The organism is Sciscionella marina DSM 45152, assembly GCF_000379465.1.
GTDB lineage: Bacteria > Actinomycetota > Actinomycetes > Mycobacteriales > Pseudonocardiaceae > Sciscionella > Sciscionella marina.
Map to the genome: position 1 here is coordinate 714,004 of NZ_KB905380.1, position 20,485 is coordinate 734,488.

Below are 20,485 nucleotides of genomic sequence, written 5' to 3' on the forward strand. Positions count from 1 at the left end.
GAGTTACAGTACTCGAGTCCCCACCGAGGGTGTTGAACCGCGTGCGTTCGGTACTACTTCCTATGAATCGTCGCACAAGTTCGCACGAACCCGCACAATCGCGTTAGGCTGTGCATATGACAATCGCGTTGGAGACGGTGCTCGCGAAGGCCGGACTGAGGGTCGAGGCCGCGCGGTTCGAGACGCTACTCGTGGACGCGGCGAAGAAGCTGATCCCGCCGCACCCGGATCCGACTCTGTACTTCACCCCGGAGCAGCGCGCCGCCCTCACCGAGGCCGGACTCGACCTCTCCCCCTCGGCCGATCAGGACGTGGACCCGCGAGCCCGTTCGGTGGCCGCGCACACGGTGCTGCGCGACGGCGCGCTGAGCGTGACCGATGCGGCGGCACGCATCGGAGTGGACGGCAGCCGTATCCGGCACCGCCTGATGGACGGCATGCTCGCCGGCTGGAAGGACGGGGGCGTGTGGCGGCTGCCCGCGTGGCAGTTCACCGAACGCGGCGTGCTCCCCGGGCTCGAGGTCGTCCTCCCCGCCATCCCACTGGACCAGCCGCCGCTCGCGGTCGCGACGTTCATGTCCACGAGCCAACCGGACCTGTTGATCGAGAACGAGCAGAGTACTCCCCGCGCCTGGTTACTCGCCGGGGGTGACCCGAACCGGGTCGCGGCCCTCGCCACTACGCTCGGTACCGCGATTTGATCACGGAAGCGTCAGCAAGGACCGAGTAAGGCTCGACCCGAGGATTCCCTGAAGCGATGGCAAGGCTCCCCCTGCCACCCGATCACGCGACCCTGCGCCAGTTGCTGCGCGGCGAGGACGTGATCGTGGTGTCCGACACGACCCGGATCTCCCGGATCTTCACCGCGCGCAGCACGCATTCCCAGTTCTGGAATGCGTTCCGCACCTTCGGTCCGCTGCCGCACGCCCGGTTCGATCCGCACGAGCCCGGTCCGGACGGCGGCCCGAGCACCAACCCGAACGTCGGGGTCCTCTACTTCGGTCTCAGCGTGCGCACCAGTGTGGCCGAGGTCTTCCAGACCACCTCGACCGTCGACCGGGTGACCAAGGGACCGCACCTGGTGGTGCTGCGCCCGCAGCGCCCGCTGCGCCTGCTCGACCTGACCGGACTCTGGCCGACCCGCGCGGGCGCTTCCCAGGGCATCTCGACCGGGCCGAAGTCCACCACTCATCTCTGGGCACGGGCCATCCGCTCGGCCTACCCCGATCTCGACGGGCTCTGGTATCGGTCCTCGATGGACTCCGGGGAGCCCGCGCTGTGCCTGTGGGCACCCCAGGCCGCGGACACGCTGCCCGGGCAGCCGGACTTCCTCGCCCCGCTCAACCACCCCGGTCTCGATGTGCCGCTCGGCCGGATCTGCGAGCAGCTCGGCTACGTGCTGCTCACCTGATCGTCCTCGCTGCCGTCCCGCTCCGCGGCCGCCTCGTCGGCGCGCGATTTACGCAGCGAGAGCACCGTGGTGACGCCGAGCACGCCGACGATGACGCCGAGCGAGACCCAGTTGTTGATGTCCAGCCAGCCCGGGGCCGCGTGGTACTCGTGCAGCGCGTGCACGACGAGCTTGAGCCCGATGAAGCCGAGGATCACCGCGAGCCCGTAGGACAGGTAGACCAGCCGGTCGACCAGCCTGCCGAGCAGGAAGTACAGCTGGCGCAGACCCATCAGCGCGAAGGCGTTCGCCGCGAACACCAGGTAGGCCTCCTGGGTGATGCCGAAGATCGCGGGAATGGAGTCCACCGCGAACAGCACATCCGCCGAACCGATCGCGATGATCACCACGAACATCGGCGTGATGTAGCGCTTGCCGCGCATCCGGACGAACGAGTGGTGCCCGTGGAAGTCCTCGGTGACCGGGAACAGCTTGCGCACGAACCGCACCGCGAAGTTCTCCGGGTTCGCGTCCTCATCCTTCTTGCGCACCATGCCGACCGCGGTCCAGATGAGGAACGCGCCGAACACGAAGAACACCCAGACGAAGTTATTGATCAGCTGCGCGCCGACCGCGATGAACAGGCCGCGCAGCACCAGCGCGATGATGATCCCGATCAGCAGCACCCGGTGCTGATGAATCGAGGGCACTGCGAAACTCGTCATGATCACCATGAAGATGAACAGATTGTCCACCGAGAGCGAGTACTCGGTGATGTACCCGGTGAAGAATTCGATCGCCGGATCCGAACCGGAAAAATACAGTACGCCGAGCCCGAAAAGGATCGCGCAGCCGACGTAGAACAGTACCCAGCGGGTGGCCTCGCGGGCCGTCACCTTGTGCGGATTGTGGTCGACGATGAAGAAATCGACCGCAAACAGCACGATCAGGCCACCGATGGTGGCCAGCCAAACCCAAACGGGTACGTCCACGTCAGACCTCCGGCTACGGTCGTGCACCGATAACCGGAGGTCTCCTCCGCCGCGGATTCCGCGACCGGCGTTACCGGGGGCCCATCCTCGGGCCCCGTGCTGACGACAACACCGCTGTGGGAGTACTCCCCTCCATTGCGACCAATTGTGAACTATCCCGACACGGGCCGCCACCGAGGGGTGGGCAAACCGGGCATAGGGCGACCGAAATCACCTGCCGCTCCGCGTTGAAAGTGAATCTTGTGCGAACCTCTCCGCTGCTGTGATACTTCCTCGCAATCCGTCGCCGTATCCGGGAGTGTCGATGCGCGTGCTCGCCAGAGTGGCTCTCACCCTCGCCGCCTTGTTGTTGCTCGGCTCGCTCTCACTCCCGGCGACCGCACGCGCGGGCGGCACCGACATCCGCGAACAGCTCGAGCACATCCCAGGGCTCACCGTGGTCGACGAGGCCAAGGCACCCCAGGGCTACCGGTTCTTCCACCTGACGTTCACCCAGCCCGCCGATCACCGTGATCCCTCCGCAGGCACCTTCCAGCAACGGCTCACCCTGCTGCACCGGGACACCTCGCGGCCCATGGTCATGTACACCAGCGGCTACGCGGTCTCGGAGAAACCGGCGCGCGCCGAACCGACCGCGCTGGTCGACGGAAACCAGCTGAGCATGGAATACCGGTATTTCGCACCGTCCATTCCCGCGAAACCGGACTGGACGAAACAGCTCACGATCTGGCAGGCCGCCGCCGATCAGCACGAGATCATCAAGGCGTTCAAAAAAGTCTACGCGAAGAACTGGATCACCACAGGCGGTTCGAAAGGCGGCATGACGGCGACCTTTCACCGGCGGTTCTTCCCGGGTGATGTCTCCGGAACGGTGCCCTATGTCGCGCCGAACGACGTGATCGACTCGATCGATTCCTACAAACCGTTCCTCGCGAAGGTCGGCGGCCGGAAATACGCGCAGTGCCGGGCGGATCTGCAGAGGTTCCAACGGGAATCCCTGCAGCGCCGCGACGAGCTCGAAAGCCTCATGCGCGCGGAAGCCGAGAAGAAACACGAAACCTTCGGCAATATCGGCTCGCTCGACAAAGCGTTCGAGACCCAGGTGATCGATACGTACTTCGGTTTCTGGCAGTACCAGGATCCGAAGAAGGAATGCGGCGCGATTCCCCCGAAGGGCGCGCCCGCCGAGGCCATGTACGGCTTCTACGACAAGGTCGGTTCGCTGCTGTCCTATTCCGATCAGGAACTGCAGTCCTTCGTGCCGTACTACTATCAGGCCGCGTATCAGCTCGGTTCTCCCGAGGCCTACGACGATTATCTGCGCGATCTGCTGCGCTATCCGGGGCTCGACCAGCCCAAGAACTTCCTGCCGAAGCAGGTCCGCCCGAAGCGGTTCGATCCCTTCGCCATGCCCGATATCGACTTGTGGGTGCGCACCCAGTCGCAGCGGATGCTGTACGTCTACGGCGGGTACGACCCGTGGAGCGCCGAGCCGTTCGACTGTGGCCTCGGCGGGGCGGCCCGCGACTGCCACCGTTACTACGTGCCCGGCGGGAACCACGGATCCAGCATCTCGCAGCTGCCCACCGCGCAGCGCACGAAGGCCGAGTCGCTGGTCCGCGCATGGGCCGGGGTAGATACCGCGGCCAGGTCCGCCGGGCACGCGCCGCGCATCGACCCCGCCTTCGAGGTCGACGAGCTCCGGGCGAAGCGCCCCGGGCTCTGATCAACCGGGCTCTGATCAACCGGGCTCTGATCAACCGGGCTGCGATCAACCGGGCGCTGGGCCGGGGCGCGACCGGTGACCGCTATTCCACGCCCGCCGCGTCCATACCGCGCAGCTCCTTCTTCAGGTCGCCGATCTCGTCGCGCAGCCGGGCGGCGAGCTCGAACTGCAGATCGCGCGCCGCGTTCATCATCTGCTCGTTGAGCTGGGCGATGAGGTCGGCGAGCTCGGCGCGCGGCATGTGCTTGACGTCCTCGGCCACGTACACCCCGGAGCTGCGGCCACCGGGTTCTCCCGCGGCGCGCTTGCCCCGCGAGGCATTGCGCCCGGAACCGCCGACGGCGACCTCCTCGGCCTCCTCCTCGTTCTCGGTGTAGACGCGGTCGAGGATGTCGTTGATCTTCTTGCGCAGCGGCTGCGGATCGAGGCCCTTCTCCTTGTTGTAGGCCATCTGCTTCTCGCGGCGCCGGTTCGTCTCGTCGATGGCGTACCGCATGGAGTCGGTGATCTGGTCGGCGTACATGTGCACCTGACCGGACACGTTGCGGGCGGCACGGCCGATGGTCTGGATCAGCGAACGGGACGAGCGAAGGAACCCTTCCTTGTCCGCGTCCAGGATCGAGACCAGCGAGACCTCGGGCAGGTCGAGCCCCTCACGCAGCAGGTTGATGCCGATCAGCACGTCGTACTCGCCGAGCCGCAGCTCACGCAGCAGCTCCACCCGGCGCAGGGTGTCCACCTCGGAGTGCAGGTAACGCACCCGGATGCCGAGCTCGAGCAGGTAATCGGTGAGGTCCTCGGCCATCTTCTTGGTCAGCGTGGTCACCAGGACACGCTCGTCCTGGTCGGCGCGGTCCCGGATCTCGCCGACCAGGTCGTCGATCTGCCCCTCCGTCGGTTTGACAACGATCTCCGGATCGATCAGACCGGTCGGGCGGATCACCTGTTCGACGAACTCGCCGCCGGCCTGACCGAGTTCGTAATCGCCAGGGGTCGCGGACAGGTACACCGTCTGGCCGATACGGTCGACGAACTCCTCCCAGGTCAGCGGCCGGTTGTCCACCGCGGACGGGAGCCGGAAACCGTGCTCGACCAGGTTGCGCTTACGGGACATGTCGCCCTCGTACATCCCGCCGACCTGGGGCACCGTGTTGTGCGACTCGTCGATGACCAGCAGGAAGTCCTCGGGGAAGTAGTCGAGCAGCGTCGCCGGGGCGGACCCGGCCTCGCGGCCGTCGATGTGCCGCGAGTAGTTCTCGATCCCGGAACAGAACCCGACCTGGCGCATCATCTCGATGTCGTAGCTGGTGCGCATCCGCAGGCGCTGCGCCTCCAGCAGCTTGCCCTGCTTCTCCAGTTCGGCGAGCCGCTGCTCCAGCTCGGCCTCGATACCGGCGATCGCCTTCTCCATGCGCTCCGGACCGGCCACGTAATGGGTGGCCGGGAAGATGCGCAGCTCCTCCACCTCGTTGACCACCTCCCCGGTGAGCGGGTGCAGGTAGTAGAGCCGGTCGATCTCGTCGCCGAACAGCTCGACCCGGATCGCCAGCTCCTCGTAGGCCGGGATGATCTCCACGGTGTCCCCGCGCACCCGGAAGGTCCCGCGCGCGAAGGCCATGTCGTTGCGGGTGTACTGCACATCCACCAGGGCGCGCAGGAAGTGGTCACGGTCGAGCTCCCCGCCGACCCGCAACGGGATCGAGCGGTCGAGATAGGACTGCGGGGTGCCGAGGCCGTAGATGCAGGACACGCTCGCCACCACGATCACATCCCGGCGGGAGAGCAGGCTCATCGTGGCCGAATGGCGCAGCCGCTCCACGTCGTCGTTGATCGAGGAGTCCTTCTCGATGTAGGTATCGGTCTGCGCGATGTAGGCCTCGGGCTGGTAGTAGTCGTAGTACGAGACGAAGTACTCGACCGCGTTGTCCGGGAAGAACCCGCGCAGCTCGTTGGCCAGCTGCGCCGCGAGGGTCTTGTTCGGCGCGAGCACCAGGGTAGGCCGCTGCACCCGCTCCACGAGCCAGGCCGTGGTCGCCGACTTCCCGGTCCCGGTCGCGCCGAGCAGCACGATGTCCCGCTCGGCCGCCTCGAGCCGCCGGGTGAGCTCCTCGATCGCCTGCGGCTGGTCACCCGCCGGTTCGTAGTCGCTGACCACCCTGAACGTCCCAGGGGTACGTTCCACCTCCTCGACGGGGCGGAACTCGGAGACGGCGAGGACCGGATGTTCTGTCGCGAATGCCACGTCGTCCATGCTACGAGCCCCCACCGACAGTTTTCGACGGCTCAGTGTTGTGCTCGCTACCCTCACGCCGTGATCCATGCTCCGAAGGTGGAGTCCTTCGACACCGAGGCCATGACCAACACCGATCCGAAAGGGCACATCCGGGATGTGGACCGCTACGAGGAGACCCGGTCCGGGCTGTATCTCGCCCGCCCGACACCGGGGCGGCCGCAGTTTCACTACATCGAGTCCTGGCTGCTGCCCGAGCTGAATCTGCGTATCACCGACTTCCACTTCAACCCGGGACACGAGTTCCAGGACTTCTATCTCGACGTGGTGGACATCGAACGCTCCGGGGCGGTGTGGCGCTCGACCGATCTTTACCTGGACCTCACTCTCTATCACCACGACCGGATCGAAGTACTGGATGTCGACGAGCTGCTCGCGGCCGTTCCCGCTGGCCATATCAGCGCCGAAAAGGCGGAATCCGTGCTGCGTACAGGGTTCGCCACAGTCCAGGGAATCGCCGCGAACGGCTATGATCTGGAGACCTGGCTCGCCGCGCTGAACATCACGCTGAGTTGGCGACGGTGGCCGCAGCCTGGTCGCTAGACTGAAAAACATGAATTCGTCCGGGGGTGAGCGCCGTCCTGCGCACGGCGCCACGGTGCGCGGCATCGCGCTCGGTGCCGCGCTCGCGCTCGCCGTCGGCGGGCTCACCGTGCTCGGTACCCAGGCCGCGCCGATCACCGAGGCGTCCTATTTCCAGGCGGCTCCCGCCCGGCCAGCCGCGGCACCGCTGATGCCGTGCACCCTGCGTAGGTCGGGAATGGCGACGGTGAATGTCGGCGGGCGCCCGACGACGATGTACGTACCGGCCAAGGCGGTCGGCCATGGCCGGGTGCCGACCATGGTGCTGTTGCACGGCACCGGAGGCAGCGGCAAGCGGCAGATCGAGACGAGCAGACTGACCTCGACCGCGGACCGGTTCGGGTTCACCATCGCCGCACCGGACGGCGCCATCAAGTTCCGCAAGGGTCATGCGTGGAACGTTCCGGGAGTGCCGCTGGTCGGCGGGCACTGGCCGGCGCGCAGCGCACAGAACGACATCGGCTACCTGTCCCGGGTCATCGACACCATGATCGGCAGCAGCTGCGCCGATCCGAAACGCGTCTATCTCAGCGGATTCTCCGGCGGTGCACGGATGGCCTCGGCCTATGCCTGCGCGGAGGCGGACCGGATCGCCGCGATCGCGCCGATCAGCGGACTGCGCGCCGGACTTCCCGGAGCACACGGACTGCCCAGGCCGGCCAGCTGCCTGCCCCGCGAACCGGTGAGCGTGTTCGCCGTCGACGGAACCGGTGACCACACCAATCCGTACCACGGCGGCGGACAGAAATACTGGGGCTACGGGGTGCTCAGCGCGTTCAACGAATGGGCGCGACTGGACCGCTGCGGCACCCGGCTGCCCCCGATCCCGCTCACCTCGAAGGCGAGCCTGCTCACCGCAGAGAACTGCGCGCGCCAGACCCGGGTGCAACTGCTGCGCCTCGACGGCGGCAAGCACCAGTGGCCGCTGCGGACGGCCAAGGTCGACCCGGAGCTGAACGTGAACGATCTGATGTGGCTCTCGCTGAGCCAGGTGCGCCGCTAGCTCTCCGGGGGTACCCAGCCGGTACGGCGCGCCCAGGCCCGGGCCCGTTCATAGGCCCGATCGAACCAGGGTTCCTTGGCCTGCGCGTACTCCCCCGTGCTCGCGTGCCGGTCGGCGAGCTCGCGTTTCCGGACGAGGTACGCCGCCGTCTCCTCCTGGTCGGCGCGCAGCCAGTCCCGGAACAACAGCGCGCACTCGGCGGCCGGGCCGTCCGCGACCCGCACGTGCAGGTGGGTGAACCGGCCGGGATCCGCGCTGCCATGGAAGCGTTTGAGCACCTTCCCGCCCGCCGGGTTCGCGTCGTCCCATCCGGGTTTCGTGTTGTCCCACCACTGCCCCTCGCGCGCGGGCAGGCCGATTCCGGCGAGCGCGCCCGCCAGCCGGTCGGCGGTGTCCAGATCGGGGACGAGCAGCTGCATGTCGATGACGTCCTTGGCACCGAGTCCGGGCACCGAGGTCGAGCCGATGTGCTGGACCGGGTAGTCCCCGACCGCCGAGGTGATCCGTGCCCGCAACCGTTCGGCGATCTCCGGCCAGCGCCGGTCGTAGTCCACGATGCGCGGCGTCTCGGGTTCGGCGCACCTGCCGAGCCGCTGGTTCGCCTCGAAGGGCACCAGGCGGTCGGCCCACAATTCATCGACCGCGCGCAGTGTTTCGTCGGCGCTGCCCGCATTGTCCAGCCAGACATCGGCGACCGCGCGCCGCTGTGCCTCGCTCGCCTGCGCCTCGATCCGCTCCCTGGCCTGCTGTTCGGTCATGTCCCGGCTCGCCAGCAGCCTCTCGATGCGCAGCGGCACCGGCGCGTCGACCACGATCACCAGGTGATAGGCGGGAGCGAGGCCGTTCTCCACGAGCAGTGGCACATCGTGCACCACGATCGCGTCCTCGGCGGCCCCCTCGATCAGTTCCGCCGTGCGCGCGCCCACCCGCGGATGCACGATCCCGTTGAGCCTGGCCCGCGCGGTGGCATCGGAGAAAACGGTCGCGGCGAGTTTCGGGCGGTCCAGATCCCCCTGTTCGGTCAGTATCCGGGTGCCGAACTCGGCGACCACCTCATCGAGCCCCTCGGTCCCCCTTGCCACGACCTCCCGCGCGATCGCATCGGCGTCGATCAGCACCGCACCGTGTTCGGCGAGCCGCGCCGATACCGTCGATTTGCCCGCACCGATTCCCCCGGTCAACCCAACCCGCAACATGGGCCCAGTCTTTCACCCGCCGCGTGGATTCGCCCGGATCCCGGGCTGTACCGCATGAGCCAGGCGTACGCAATACCAATTTCGGGGACACGCCGCGAAGGTCCACGGTATCGGCACCCCGGTTCCGTAGGGTTCGCACGAACTGCGTAACCGACGGGAGAGGCTGATGAAGGGCAACGGCCACAACGGCGGGCGGCACCGGCTCGGCGAACCGGGCCTGGTGCACTGCGTGCGGCACCACGAGGTCGCCGAGGCGCTCGCCGAATTCCGCCGGAGCTGGTTCACCGCGATCCTGGTTCCCGCCAAGCACAGCCTCGCCGGGCTGCGCAAGCGTGCCGCCCGCGCGGCGATCGAGAACGCCTGGGCTCCGACGCGCGCGCAGGCGGCCGGGTAACAGATCTTCCCCAGCGGCGGAGCAGCTCCCACAACCGATCATCGACCGGGCGCTGCTGCCGGTACCCCGCCATGAACAGCGATTCGCTCTTGCTCGGCTCCTGAAGCCCCGTAACGACACACCCCGAGGTCCGAGGCCGGATCCAGGGGAGGCTCCGACGACTGGCGTTGAGACCCGGCTCGGCGGTGTTCACGAAGGCCCGTCGGCCGCTGGAAAAGCCTCGCGCCGACGGCCTAGGTACCTGATGCGGTCGTGGCGATGCCGCCGTCGACCGGGATGATGGTGCCCGTGAGGTAGGAGCCGGCCCGGCTGGCAAGGAACACGGCGGTACCTGCCATGTCGTCGTCGCGGCCGAGCCGGCGCAGCGGGGCCTTCGCCGCGATCGTGTCGCCGACGGCATCGAGCGTGGACGCCATCATCTGCGAGGGGAACGGTCCCGGGGCTACCGCGTTCACCGTGACGTGCTGTGGGCCCAGTTCTCTGGCAAGCACTCTGGTGAGTTGATGGAGTGCCGCTTTGCTGCCGGCGTACGAGTAGTTGGGCGACTCGGCAACGTGGATGGCGGCGATGCTGCCGATGTTGATGATCCGCGCGGGATCACCGGCGGTGCCCGCCTTGCGAAGTGCGGGCAGCAGCGCCTGCACCAGCCAGAACGGCGACTTGAGGTTGAGGTCGATCACTGCGTCCCAGGCCTCGTCCGGGAACGCCTCCAGCGGCTCGCGCCACATCGCTCCCGCGTTGTTGACGAGGATGTCCAGGCGTTCCGAGTCGACCTTGACGAGATCAGCGAGGCGCTGACACTCGTCGTGCCTGGACAGGTCGGCGGGGATTGCGTGAACGTCGCCGAATTCGGACAGTAGATGCTGTGCCTCCGCGCACGTGTCCGCCTTGCGTGAGCTGATGATGACGCGGGCGCCCGCCTGCAGGAGGCCGCGCGCGATCATCATCCCGATGCCCTTGGTGCCGCCGGTGACAAGTGCGTACTTCCCACTCAGATCGAAAAGGTCGGCGTGCGTGGTGAACTGGTTGTCCGCCATGGGTCTTCGTCCCTTCTGTCGTGGAAGCATGTGCTGACACGGTCGCGAGTCCGGTACGGCTGAAGTGTCGCCGGCGCTTTCGTTCAGGGCGCCTGGGGCGGGTTCCCGGGCAGCCTCGCCCTCGGCTGGCTCCGGGGGCGCACCGTGGATGAAACCCATGCCCAGGCAACCGAGTCCCGGGGCTGAACCTTCGAGGTGCTGCCCAAGTTTTCGTTTCCGCGCTGGAGATGCTCCTTCAATACAGGTCATCCGGCCCGTTGCTCCCACTGTTCGGCCGGAACCGGTCACCGCAGGTTAGAACCGCCTCGCGGGCGGCGGGGAGGACCTCCTTGTACCGGTGCTGCCGATGCCCCCTTGTCCTGTGGGTTGGGCGCATGCCGCAGGTGAGGGGGCGTAGCTGTCGGGGTACCAGCAGAACCTCCCTTTGCCTGCAGACATGGCCTACGGTGAAGGGGTGGCCACGATCGATCTGCGCACCGAGATCAAGGAATTCCTGAGCTCGCGTCGCGCGCGGATCACGCCGGAGCGGGCCGGACTGGCCGCTTATGGCGGCAACCGCCGGGTCAAAGGTCTGCGTCGCGAAGAGGTAGCTCTACTGGCAGGGGTATCGGTCGACTACTACGTGCGTATGGAGCGCGGCAGCCTCACCGGCGCCTCCGACGGGGTGCTCGACGCGTTGGCCTCTGCCCTGCAACTTGACGAGGCCGAACGCGATCACCTGTTCCACCTTGCGCGGCAGTCCAGGGCGCCCAGCGGTCCACGCCGCCGGCGACCCGCCGTGACGGTGCGTCCGGCGCTTCAGCAGATGCTCGACGCCATCGCCGATGCGCCGGCCTGGATCTGCAACGGCCGTTATGACGTGCTGGCCATGAATCGACTCGCCCGCGCACTGTATTCACCGATGCTGGCGGACACGCGACGGCCGGCGAACACCGCGCGGTTCGTATATCTGGATCCCGAAGCGGCTAGTACGTTTTTCGTCGACTATGACCGAATCGCCTGCGATGTGGCCGCGAAGTTACGCATGGAGGCCGGCCGCAATCCGCACGATAAAAACCTGATCGCCCTGGTCGGTGAATTAGCGACAAGCAGTGAACTGTTCCGGCAGCGGTGGGCATCTCAGGACGTCCGGCTCCACCGGTCCGGACGCAAGCGTGTGCACCATCCGGTCGTCGGCCAGCTCGACCTGGACGTCGAGTCGATGGAGCTGCCTGCCGACCCCGGCCTGCGCCTGAACGTCTACACCGCGCCCACTGGCACGGCGACCGCGGACGGTCTGGCCCTATTGGCGTCGTGGGCGGCCAGCCAGGAGAAGCTGGCGACCGAGATTCAAGCACTCGGCTGATATGCCGACCTTTTCAGTCCATCTGAGTCAACGTTGAACGATCGTCCGGCCGCCGCCGCGTCGACCCACGGTCGGCTCTTCACCGGCGCCGACGGACCCGCAGCGACACACCCAGTGGTTGAGGGCACCGATGAATTCCCCACACGGAAGAGGTCAAGACGGCCATGACGACCCACGTGCTCGAGACCCCCGAAGTCGACCTCGCCTACGACGTCCACGGCTCGCTGCCACCCGCCGACGGTCGTCCACCACTGGTCATGATCGGCCAACCCATGGAAGCCAGCGGCTTCACCACGCTTGCGTCGCACTTCCGCGACCGCACCGTGGTCACCTATGACCCGCGCGGTCTCGGCCGCAGCACCCGTAAAGACGGACGGGTCGATCATGCGCCCGAGGTGCAGGCCGCCGACGTGCACGCCCTCATCGACGTGCTCGGCGCAGGACGAGTCGACATGTTCGCGAGCAGTGGCGGCGCGGTGACCGCGCTCGCCCTCGTGGCGAGGTACCCCGGCGACGTGACCATCCTGGTGGCTCACGAGCCACCATTACTCCCGGTACTCCCCGACGCCACGGCCGCCGAGCGCGCTCGAGCCCACTATCGGGACACCTACGTCTCCCGGGGCTGGGGCGCCGGTATGGCGACCTTCATCGCCATGACGACGTGGCAGGGCCAGTTCACTGACGACTACGTTGCCCAGCCCGCGCCGGATCCCGCCGCGTTCGGGCTGCCGACCGAAGACGACGGCTCCCGCGCAGACCCGCTACTCTCCGACCGATCCCGGGCGATCACCAGCTACCACCCCGACGTCGACGCGCTGGCCGCTGCGCCGACCCGGGTCGTGATCGCGGTGGGCGAGGAATCCCTGAACACCGTCACGGGACGCACCGCGATCGCGACTGCCGAACTGCTCGGCCGACAGGCGACGGTATTCCCCAGCCACCACGGAGGCTTCCTCGACGGAGAGCCTGGCTACGCCGGCCGACCAGAGGCCTTCGCCCACACCCTGCGAAAGGTTCTCGACGACACCTGCTGACCGCCGCCACCGGCCTGCCGTCTCAGGACCCGATCGCATCGACCTGGCGGCCGCCGATTCCCTGGCATCAACTGTGATTCCGCGCGGTTTCGGCGACAATTCCAGACGATCAGCCGAAGAAGACCTCGGCTTCCCGATAACGCTCCAGTGGCACCGTCTTGAGCGAGGCGGTGGCCTCGGCGAGCCGAACCCTGGTGATCTCGGTGCCGCGCAGCGCGACCATCACCCCGAAGTCCCCTTCCGCGACGGCATCCACCGCGTTCAGCCCGAACCGGGTGGCGAGCACCCGGTCGTAGGCGGTCGGTGTGCCGCCGCGCTGCACGTGCCCGAGCACCACCGCGCGGGATTCCTTGCCGGTCCGCTCGGCGAGTTCCTCGGCGAGCCAGTTGCCGACCCCGCCGAGGCGCACGTGCCCGAAAGCGTCGCGGTCCCCGGTCTGCAGCACCTCGGCGCCGCCGTCGGGCACCGCTCCCTCGGCGACCACGATGATCGGGGCGAACTGGCGCTCGAACCTGCGCTGTACCCACTCGGTCACCTGCTCGATGGAGAACGGCCGCTCCGGGACGAGGATGACGTTCGCCCCACCGGCCAGCCCGGAGTGCAGCGCGATCCATCCGGCGTGCCTGCCCATCACCTCGACCACGAGGGCCCGGTGGTGTGATTCGGCGGTGGTGCGCAGCCGGTCGATGGCCTCGGTGGCGATGTGCACCGCGGTGTCGAAACCGAAGGTGTAGTCGGTCGCGGCGAGGTCGTTGTCGATCGTCTTGGGCACCCCGACCACCGGGATCCCGTCATCGGTGAGCCGCTTGGCCACCCCGAGCGTGTCCTCCCCGCCGACCGCGATCAGCGCGTCCACCCCGTGTTCGGCGACGACCGCGCGGATCCGGTCCACACCGCCCTCGACCGAATAGGGATTCGTACGGCTCGAACCGAGGATCGTGCCACCCCTGGCCAGGATGTCCTCGACCTCGTCCAGGCCGAGTGGTTTGGTCAGACCGTCCATCGGGCCCTGCCAGCCGGTCCGGAATCCGAGGATGTCCCAGCCGTGTCCCTCGATCCCTTTCCGGACGACCGCCCTGATCACCGCATTCAGGCCGGGGCAGTCGCCGCCACCGGTGAGCACACCGATCCGCATATTCGCTCCTCGCGCTTCGCCGCTATGACACCGCTCACTGTATCGGTTCGGCACGGCGCGCCGAGGAGGGTGAGCGCGCCGAGCCGACTCAGCGGACCGGATAGCCGAGTTCGGCACGGCGCTGCTCGATGACCTTCCACCGGGCGAGGTTGTGCCGCGCGTCGGCGAGCGCGTCGTGCGCGTCCGCGGGCGGGTACGGCAGTTTCGGGCGCCCCACATCCTCCCAGCGCTGCCGCAGTTCCCTGGTGAACCGCGGAATCTCGCGCGGAAGGGCGGGCATCGCGCCCCACAACTGGGCGATCGCGACGTGATCGTAGGCGGCGATCCAGGCCCACAGTTCGACCGGTTCCCCCGGCTCGGTCAGATAGGCGTGGAAGTCCGCACGGATCCGTTCCCGGGAACGCCACGCCTTGTCCCCCGGCGACGGCAGCTTGCCGAGGACATTGGCCCGCACCCAGGATCCGGCGCGGTCCGGATCGAACTCGGTGGAAACCGCGTAGAACTCTCTCCCGTTCTCGTCGACGGCTCCGACCGAGACGAGTTCGATGGTCTCCCCGTCCTCGATGAACTCGCAGTCGTAGAAATATCGCACCCCAGAGAGAGTACGTATCCCGGTGCGCGGGGATTCTGCTGCGTTCCACTTGCTGACACATGTCCGGTATGCGAGGCTCCCACTCTCGCCGATGAAGTCGAGAGGATGACCGGAAATGGCTGGTCACAGCCGACGCCGCTTTCTCGGATACCTGCTCGCTGCCCCCACCCTCGCGGTCGCCGTGCCGGTCGGAGAGGAATTCGCCATGCCCGGCGAAGCCTCGGCGGCACTTCCCTCGAATCCGGAGATCGCCGATCTCCTCGATCTCTCCGATCTGCTCAATCTGGCCGCGGCACCGACCTCCGGACTGGTCGCGGTCGGGGTGCAGGCCGACGGCACCGTCTCTTTCGCACTGCCGCGCGCCGAGGTCGGTCAGGGCATCACCACCGCGGTCACCATGCTGATCGCCGAGGAACTCGACATCGGCATGGACAAGGTCCGGGTCACCCTCGCCGACGCGCGCCCCGAGCTGCTGTGCAACCAGCTCACCGGCGGATCCAACAGCATGCACTCGATCTACCATCCGGTGCGCGCCGCCGCGGCGATCGCCCGCCTCGCCCTGCTCGACGCAGCGGCCGGGCAATGGGGAACCGACGCTTCCCGGCTCACCATCACCGAAGGGGTCATCTCCGGTCCCGGCGGCCGGAGCGCACCACTGGGCTCGTTCGCGAAGGCGGCCGCGGGCACCCGCACCAAGCAGCTGAGCGCGGAACCGAAGAAGCGGCCGAGCCTGATCGGCACCCCGCAGAGCCGGATCGACGCCCATGACGCGGTCACCGGGCGCAAACAGTTCACGATGGATCTGCGGGTGCCCGGCGCGCTGCCCACCATGGTCTGCCGTGGACCGCACATCAACGCAGGCGTGGGCTCGGTGCGCAATCTGGCCGAGGTCCGCGCGATGCCCGGGGTCACCGATATCGCGGTGATCTCCACCGGGGTCGCGGTCCGGGCGAACACCACGACGCACTGCATCGACGCGGTGCGCGCGCTGCGGGTGGATTGGCGGGGCGGGACGGTCGACGGGGAAACCGACGCGAGCGTGCGCGCCGAACTGCGCGCCATCACCCCGCCCATGCCGCCACCGATGCCGGGCGCCGAGACCATCGACCTCGAGGTGGACTTCGCCTTCGCCAGCAACAGCGCACTCGAGACGAACTGCGCGATCGCCGACGTGCGCCCCGATCGCGCCGAGATCTGGGCCGCGCTCAAGGCACCGATCCCGGCGCACAACGAGATCGCGGCCAAGGCGGGCCTGTTGCCGACCGCGGTGCGGGTGCACGTGGTCCAGGGCGGCGGTTCCTTCGGCCGCAAACTGTTCCACGACGCCGCGCTCGAGGCGACCGAGGCCTCCAAGGCGATGGGCAAACCGGTCAAACTGATGTGGCACCGCACCGATGATTTCCGGCACGGCAGGGTGCACCCGATGTCCACCTCCAAGATCCGGCTGAACCATTCCGGCGAGAACGTGCTCAGTTACGAGCAGCGGCATATGGCGACGCAATTGGATCTCGGCCACGGATTCGGTGATGCGATCACCTCGATGCTCGACAAACTCCCGGTCGCCGATCTCACGTTCAATCAGGTTTTTTTCCTCACCACGCAGGCGATGCCGTACGACTTCGGGATCACGAACCAGACCCTGCACGAGGTGCCGCTGAAATTCCACACCAGCAGCATGCGCAACGTGTATTCGCCGAATGTCACCGGCGCACGCGAGATCGCGGTGGAAATGCTCGCGAAAAAGCTCGGCAAGGATTCACTGGAACTGCGCCGGTCGTTCGCCAAGGAGGAGCGCGTCCGCGCGATTCTCGACAAGGTGGCCGAACTCGGTGAATGGGGAAAGGAAATGCCACCCGGAACGGCTCAGGGAATCGGCATCCACGTCGAATACAAGAGCTGTTGCGCGGTGCTCGTGGAAATCGACTGCCGCCCGGAGACGGTGCACCGGCCGGTCGAGGAGGAAGGGGTGACCGGGCCCCGCGTCATGCGGGCCACGGTGGCCGTCGACGTGGGTGTTCCGGTGAATCCGCGCGGACTCGAGGCGCAGATGCTCGGCTGCGTCAACGACGGAATCGGCCTGGTGCTCACCGAAAGCCTGCACATGGACCGGGGCCTGCCCTTGGAAGGCAGCTGGGACAACTTCTTCTACACCCGGCAGTGGAACACCCCGCTGGATGTGCGGGTGTTCGTCATGCCGAAGACGACCGAGGAACCCGGTGGGGCGGGCGAACTCGGGGTCGCCGCCACCGTCGGCGCGGTCGCCTGCGCCTACGGCCGGGCCACCGGGACGATGCCCACCTCGTTCCCGATCAACCACGGCACGCTGAGCTTCGAACCGCTCCCCCGCGTCCCGCCGATTCCCCAGTCCCCCACCGACGGCCTCGAACACACCTTCTAAGGAGTCACGGTGCCCGAACACAGTTTTATCCTCAACGGAAACCGGGTCAGCGTGGACACCGAGGACAACGTCCGCGTGCTATGGGTGCTGCGCGATCTGCTCGGGGTCACCGGGCCGAAATACGGCTGCGGGATCAACGTCTGCAAGGCGTGCACCTGCCACATCAACGGCAAGGCGTTCAATCCCTGCTCGGTGCCCATCTCCGCGATCAAACCCAGCGACGAGATCACCACCATCGAGGGCCTCGCGGATCAGCGGAGCGGGAAACTGCACCCCATGCAGGAGGCCTGGCTCGAACACGACGTCGCCCAGTGCGGCTACTGCCAGCCGGGGCAGATCATGGCCGCGGTCGCCCTGGTGCGCAAGGCACGCGCCGCCGGTACCGAACTCGACGACGCCGAGCTGGACAAGCTGCGCAACATCTGCCGCTGCGGCACCTACACCCGCATCCGCGAGGCGATCCATACCGGCGCGAAGAACATGTGACATCAGCCTTCGAAGAACTGGCGCAGCCGCTCCGCGATCTCGGGCACGTCGATTTCACCGCGTGCCGCTTCGAGGACCATCGTCTCCGCGGCGTCGACGTCCAGCGAGTCCCGCAACGGCACATCGTTGACTTCGAGAAAAACGGCGGCACCGGCCCAAGCGGCACGCTTGTTCCCATCGATCAACGCGTGATTGCGCACCAGGGAATGCAACAGTGCGGCCGCTTTCGTGAACAGATCCGGGTAGGCGTCCTGGCCGAACACCGTGGTCTGCGGCCGGGCGACCGCGGCAGCGAGCAAGCCGAAGTCGCCGACCTCTGGTGACACCCCCATCGCGTGCCCGGTCGCGGTAAGAACGTCCTCGATATCGAGAAAGTACGGCCCGGGCACTCAGGCGAGCCGTTCATTGAGCTCGGCGCTGATCCCCGCGACTCGCGCAGCCGCCTCGGCGACCCGATACTTACGCGAGGACACGGCAGAGACGACCGCGTCGTGTGCCACGGTCTTCAACGACTTGCCTTCGCGTTCGGCAGCTGCCCGCAGGTCGGCCATCTCCTCCTCGGTGAACTGCACGTTCAAGGCTGTCATGAAGACAGAATAGCAAAACGGTACCTGATTCGGTACCGGCTTAACCCGCCTTGGTTCCCGGTACCCGGTCGCCGCTTCGCTCCTCGCGCTGCGCGGGCAGCGCGACCGCGCCCGCCTGCTTCGCGGCGAGATCGTCCTTGACCTTCTGCGCGTACACGTCGACGTAGGTCTGCCCGGACAGTTCCATCAGCTCGTACATCACCTCGTCGGTGATGGAGCGCTCCACGAACCGGTCCCCGTCGAGCCCGGCGTAGCGGGAGAACTCGAGCGGCTTGCCGATCTTGATCCGGACCTTGGCCGGTTTCGGCAGCCGGGAACCGATGGGGTTGGCCTTGTCGGTGCCGAACATGGCGACCGGGATGATCGGGGCCTCGGCCTGCAGCGCGATCCGCGCCATCCCGGTCTTGCCCTTGTAGAGCTTGCCGTCCGGGGAACGGGTGCCCTCGGGATAGATGCCGACCAGGTTCCCGTCGCGCAACAGCCGCACGCAGGTATCCAGCGCTGCCTGGGCGGCGTTCGCGCTGCTGCGGTCGATCGGCACCTGACCGGCCGCGGTGAAGAACGTCTTCTTGAACCGGCCCTTGAGCCCCGGCTCGGTGAAGTACTCGCGCTTGGCGGGGAAGGTGATCCTTCTCGGGACCATCAACGGGAACAGGAACGAGTCGAGCACCGCGAGGTGGTTCGAGGCCATCAGCGCCCCACCCTCGCGGGGGATGTTCTCCAGCCCCTCGATCTCCGGACGGAAGAACAGCCGGAGCACCGGACCGAGCAACAGGTACTTCAGGACGTAATAGAACACCGCGTCTCCCGGCCTCCCGCACACTCCACCGACACCATTTCGGAAACACCAGCGTACGGAGCATGTGCCGGTGCGCACAATGAGGTGGGACACCTGTACCTGCACATACTGCACGGTATGTCCGCTTCGGCGGCGAACTACTATGGAAAGCACACCCCTGTCGGACCCGAAGGAGGAGACCGTGCCCGTACTTCCCGGTGCGGAACCGTTCGCCCACGACGGCTCGACCCGGACGGGAGTCCTGCTCTGTCACGGGTTCACCGGCTCACCGCAGACCATGCGCCCCTGGGGCGAACACCTGGCCGCGCAGGGCTACACGGTGCGCTGTCCTCGGCTGCCCGGGCACGGCACGACCGCGCGCGAATGCAACCGCACCCGCTGGCCGGACTGGTACGGCTGCGTGGAGGGTGCGCTCGACGAGCTGCTCGAACGCTGCGAGCGGGTGTTCGTCTTCGGCCTGTCCATGGGCGGAACGCTCACCCTGCGGCTCGCCGAGCGACGCGGCGCGGACATCAGCGGGATCGTGCTCGTCAACCCCTCGGTGACGACCGAGAACAAGCTCGCCGCGCTGCTCCCGGTGCTGTCGAAGGTGGTCCCGAGCAAACCCGGGATCGGCGGGGACATCGCCAGGCCCGGCATTCCCGAACTGAGCTACCGCACCACCCCGCTGCGCGCGCTGAACAGCCTGCGCGCACTGTGGCGGCTGGTGCGTGCGGACCTCGGCCGGATCAGCATGCCGGTACTGCTGTTCCGCTCGAGCGTCGATCACGTTGTGGAGCCGATCAATGCGAACATCGTGGCGAACGGTGTCCGCAGCGAGGATTTCACCACGGTGGTCTTGCCGGACAGCTTCCACGTAGCCACCCTTGACTATGACGCGTCGACCATCTTCCGGCTCGGGAGCGAATTCGTGGCGCGACTGACCGAGGAAACACCACAGCTCGCTGGAGAGCCAACATGACAAGACGCTCGGACGGTCCAGAAGACGTGGACGCCGCGTTCGCCGAGATCGTCGCCGATCTCGAGCGCGAGGGCGTCGGCGAGAACCTCACCGCCGAACCGTCCGAGCCCGAACCGTCCGAGCCCGAAACCACCGGGCCCGGGGTCGCCGAGGAACAGCGGCCGCGCCCCGAACCCGAGCCACGCCCCCACGCCAGCGAATGGCGCACCGCGGAACGGGAATGGGACCCGGACGCGGACCTCGACATCGATTCGGACACCGAACACTACGAGCCACCCGAGCCACCACCGGTCCCCCGCCCGCACGCCGCCACGATCGTCGCCCTCGTCCTGATCGCGATCGCGATCCTGCTGTTCGCCGCCCCGAACCTGCTCGGCATCTCCTCCTCGGCGGCCATCCCGCTCGGCGCGGTCGCCGCCGTCGGCGCGGCAGGCCTGCTGCTGTTCCGGCTGCGCAGCGGGCCGCCGCCGGGCACCCCGGGCTCGGACGACGACGGCGCCCGGCTTTGACCGGTATCTTCGCTTGGCCTGCGTAGCGG

At 67.4% G+C, this 20,485-nt stretch carries 21 protein-coding genes; 12 read left to right on the forward strand and 9 right to left on the reverse strand.

What is annotated here, in order from left to right; all coding sequences use genetic code 11:
• The first annotated feature begins 116 nt into the window (after positions 1-116).
• Both A37U_RS0103385 and A37U_RS0103390 read left to right on the forward strand, forming a co-directional pair.
• Positions 117-701, forward strand: coding sequence for a hypothetical protein (locus A37U_RS0103385; RefSeq protein ID WP_020495202.1), 585 nt, complete (start codon positions 117-119; stop codon positions 699-701).
• A gap of 56 nt (positions 702-757) precedes the next feature.
• Complete coding sequence (locus A37U_RS0103390; protein ID WP_020495203.1) at positions 758-1,411, forward strand: RES family NAD+ phosphorylase; 654 nt, start codon at positions 758-760, stop codon at positions 1,409-1,411.
• Here the strand turns inward: A37U_RS0103390 and A37U_RS0103395 are convergent.
• Positions 1,393-2,382: a TerC family protein gene (locus tag A37U_RS0103395; protein WP_020495204.1), complete on the reverse strand. Its 990-nt coding sequence runs from the start codon at positions 2,380-2,382 to the stop codon at positions 1,393-1,395. The genes A37U_RS0103390 and A37U_RS0103395 overlap by 19 nt on opposite strands.
• A gap of 304 nt (positions 2,383-2,686) precedes the next feature.
• On the opposite strand from A37U_RS0103395, the gene A37U_RS0103400 reads away from it, so the two are divergent.
• Complete coding sequence (locus A37U_RS0103400; RefSeq protein ID WP_026196830.1) at positions 2,687-4,108, forward strand: S28 family serine protease; 1,422 nt, start codon at positions 2,687-2,689, stop codon at positions 4,106-4,108.
• An 82-nt stretch (positions 4,109-4,190) separates the two neighbouring features.
• On the opposite strand, the gene uvrB is transcribed toward A37U_RS0103400, so the two are convergent.
• Complete coding sequence (gene uvrB, locus A37U_RS0103405) at positions 4,191-6,359, reverse strand: excinuclease ABC subunit UvrB (RefSeq protein ID WP_020495206.1); 2,169 nt, start codon at positions 6,357-6,359, stop codon at positions 4,191-4,193.
• Positions 6,360-6,461: 102 nt separating this feature from the next.
• On the opposite strand from uvrB, the gene A37U_RS0103410 reads away from it, so the two are divergent.
• Together A37U_RS0103410 and A37U_RS48050 are read left to right on the forward strand one after the other, a co-directional pair.
• Positions 6,462-6,941 (forward strand): ribonuclease FAU-1 family protein, encoded by a 480-nt coding sequence (locus A37U_RS0103410; RefSeq protein WP_051111569.1) that lies wholly within the window; start codon positions 6,462-6,464, stop codon positions 6,939-6,941.
• A gap of 10 nt (positions 6,942-6,951) precedes the next feature.
• Positions 6,952-7,983, forward strand: coding sequence for a CE1 family esterase (locus A37U_RS48050; protein WP_020495208.1), 1,032 nt, complete (start codon positions 6,952-6,954; stop codon positions 7,981-7,983).
• Here the strand turns inward: A37U_RS48050 and coaE are convergent.
• Positions 7,980-9,179, reverse strand: coding sequence for a dephospho-CoA kinase (coaE, locus tag A37U_RS0103420; RefSeq protein ID WP_020495209.1), 1,200 nt, complete (start codon positions 9,177-9,179; stop codon positions 7,980-7,982). The two genes, A37U_RS48050 and coaE, sit on opposite strands and share 4 nt — an antisense overlap.
• 166 nt (positions 9,180-9,345) lie before the next feature.
• Between coaE and A37U_RS0103425 the strand changes: the two genes are divergently transcribed.
• A complete protein-coding gene (locus A37U_RS0103425) occupies positions 9,346-9,573 on the forward strand; it encodes a hypothetical protein (protein ID WP_020495210.1) in 228 nt (75 codons plus the stop codon).
• 233 nt (positions 9,574-9,806) lie between these two features.
• On the opposite strand, the gene A37U_RS0103435 is transcribed toward A37U_RS0103425, so the two are convergent.
• The gene (locus A37U_RS0103435) at positions 9,807-10,610 is read right to left on the reverse strand and encodes an SDR family oxidoreductase (protein ID WP_020495211.1); all 804 of its coding nucleotides are present in this window, start codon (positions 10,608-10,610) and stop codon (positions 9,807-9,809) included.
• A gap of 454 nt (positions 10,611-11,064) precedes the next feature.
• On the opposite strand from A37U_RS0103435, the gene A37U_RS0103440 reads away from it, so the two are divergent.
• Complete coding sequence (locus A37U_RS0103440; protein ID WP_026196832.1) at positions 11,065-11,955, forward strand: helix-turn-helix transcriptional regulator; 891 nt, start codon at positions 11,065-11,067, stop codon at positions 11,953-11,955.
• A 164-nt stretch (positions 11,956-12,119) separates the two neighbouring features.
• On the forward strand, positions 12,120-12,989 hold the full coding sequence (locus A37U_RS0103445) for an alpha/beta fold hydrolase (protein WP_020495213.1): 870 nt from the start codon (positions 12,120-12,122) through the stop codon (positions 12,987-12,989).
• Between the two features lie 109 nt (positions 12,990-13,098).
• Here the strand turns inward: A37U_RS0103445 and A37U_RS0103450 are convergent, their stop codons facing one another.
• Positions 13,099-14,124 carry a 6-phosphofructokinase gene (locus tag A37U_RS0103450; RefSeq protein ID WP_020495214.1) on the reverse strand — a complete coding sequence of 342 codons (1,026 nt, stop codon included), beginning with the start codon at positions 14,122-14,124 and terminating at the stop codon, positions 13,099-13,101.
• Positions 14,125-14,212: 88 nt separating this feature from the next.
• Positions 14,213-14,716, reverse strand: coding sequence for a polyadenylate-specific 3'-exoribonuclease AS (locus A37U_RS0103455; protein WP_020495215.1), 504 nt, complete (start codon positions 14,714-14,716; stop codon positions 14,213-14,215).
• Between the two features lie 115 nt (positions 14,717-14,831).
• Between A37U_RS0103455 and A37U_RS0103460 the strand changes: the two genes are divergently transcribed.
• Positions 14,832-17,114, forward strand: a complete 2,283-nt coding sequence (locus A37U_RS0103460) for a molybdopterin cofactor-binding domain-containing protein (RefSeq protein ID WP_020495216.1) — start codon at positions 14,832-14,834, stop codon at positions 17,112-17,114.
• 9 nt (positions 17,115-17,123) lie between these two features.
• Complete coding sequence (locus A37U_RS0103465; RefSeq protein WP_020495217.1) at positions 17,124-17,600, forward strand: (2Fe-2S)-binding protein; 477 nt, start codon at positions 17,124-17,126, stop codon at positions 17,598-17,600.
• Positions 17,601-17,602: 2 nt separating this feature from the next.
• Here A37U_RS0103465 and A37U_RS0103470 read toward each other — a convergent pair whose 3' ends face one another.
• Genes A37U_RS0103470 through A37U_RS0103480 form a run of 3 tightly spaced genes read right to left on the reverse strand, consistent with a single transcriptional unit; the run spans position 17,603 to position 18,986 of the window.
• Entirely contained in the window at positions 17,603-17,989 is a 387-nt protein-coding gene (locus A37U_RS0103470; RefSeq protein ID WP_020495218.1) for a type II toxin-antitoxin system death-on-curing family toxin, read from the reverse strand.
• Complete coding sequence (locus A37U_RS0103475; protein WP_020495219.1) at positions 17,990-18,187, reverse strand: hypothetical protein; 198 nt, start codon at positions 18,185-18,187, stop codon at positions 17,990-17,992.
• 40 nt (positions 18,188-18,227) lie between these two features.
• A complete protein-coding gene (locus tag A37U_RS0103480) occupies positions 18,228-18,986 on the reverse strand; it encodes a lysophospholipid acyltransferase family protein (RefSeq protein ID WP_020495220.1) in 759 nt (252 codons plus the stop codon).
• Positions 18,987-19,167: 181 nt separating this feature from the next.
• Here A37U_RS0103480 and A37U_RS0103485 point away from each other — a divergent pair, with 181 nt between their 5' ends.
• Positions 19,168-19,947 carry an alpha/beta hydrolase gene (locus A37U_RS0103485; protein WP_026196833.1) on the forward strand — a complete coding sequence of 260 codons (780 nt, stop codon included), beginning with the start codon at positions 19,168-19,170 and terminating at the stop codon, positions 19,945-19,947.
• Positions 19,944-20,456: a hypothetical protein gene (locus tag A37U_RS0103490; protein ID WP_026196834.1), complete on the forward strand. Its 513-nt coding sequence runs from the start codon at positions 19,944-19,946 to the stop codon at positions 20,454-20,456. The genes A37U_RS0103485 and A37U_RS0103490 overlap by 4 nt, the downstream gene beginning before the upstream one ends.
• Positions 20,457-20,485: the final 29 nt, after the last annotated feature.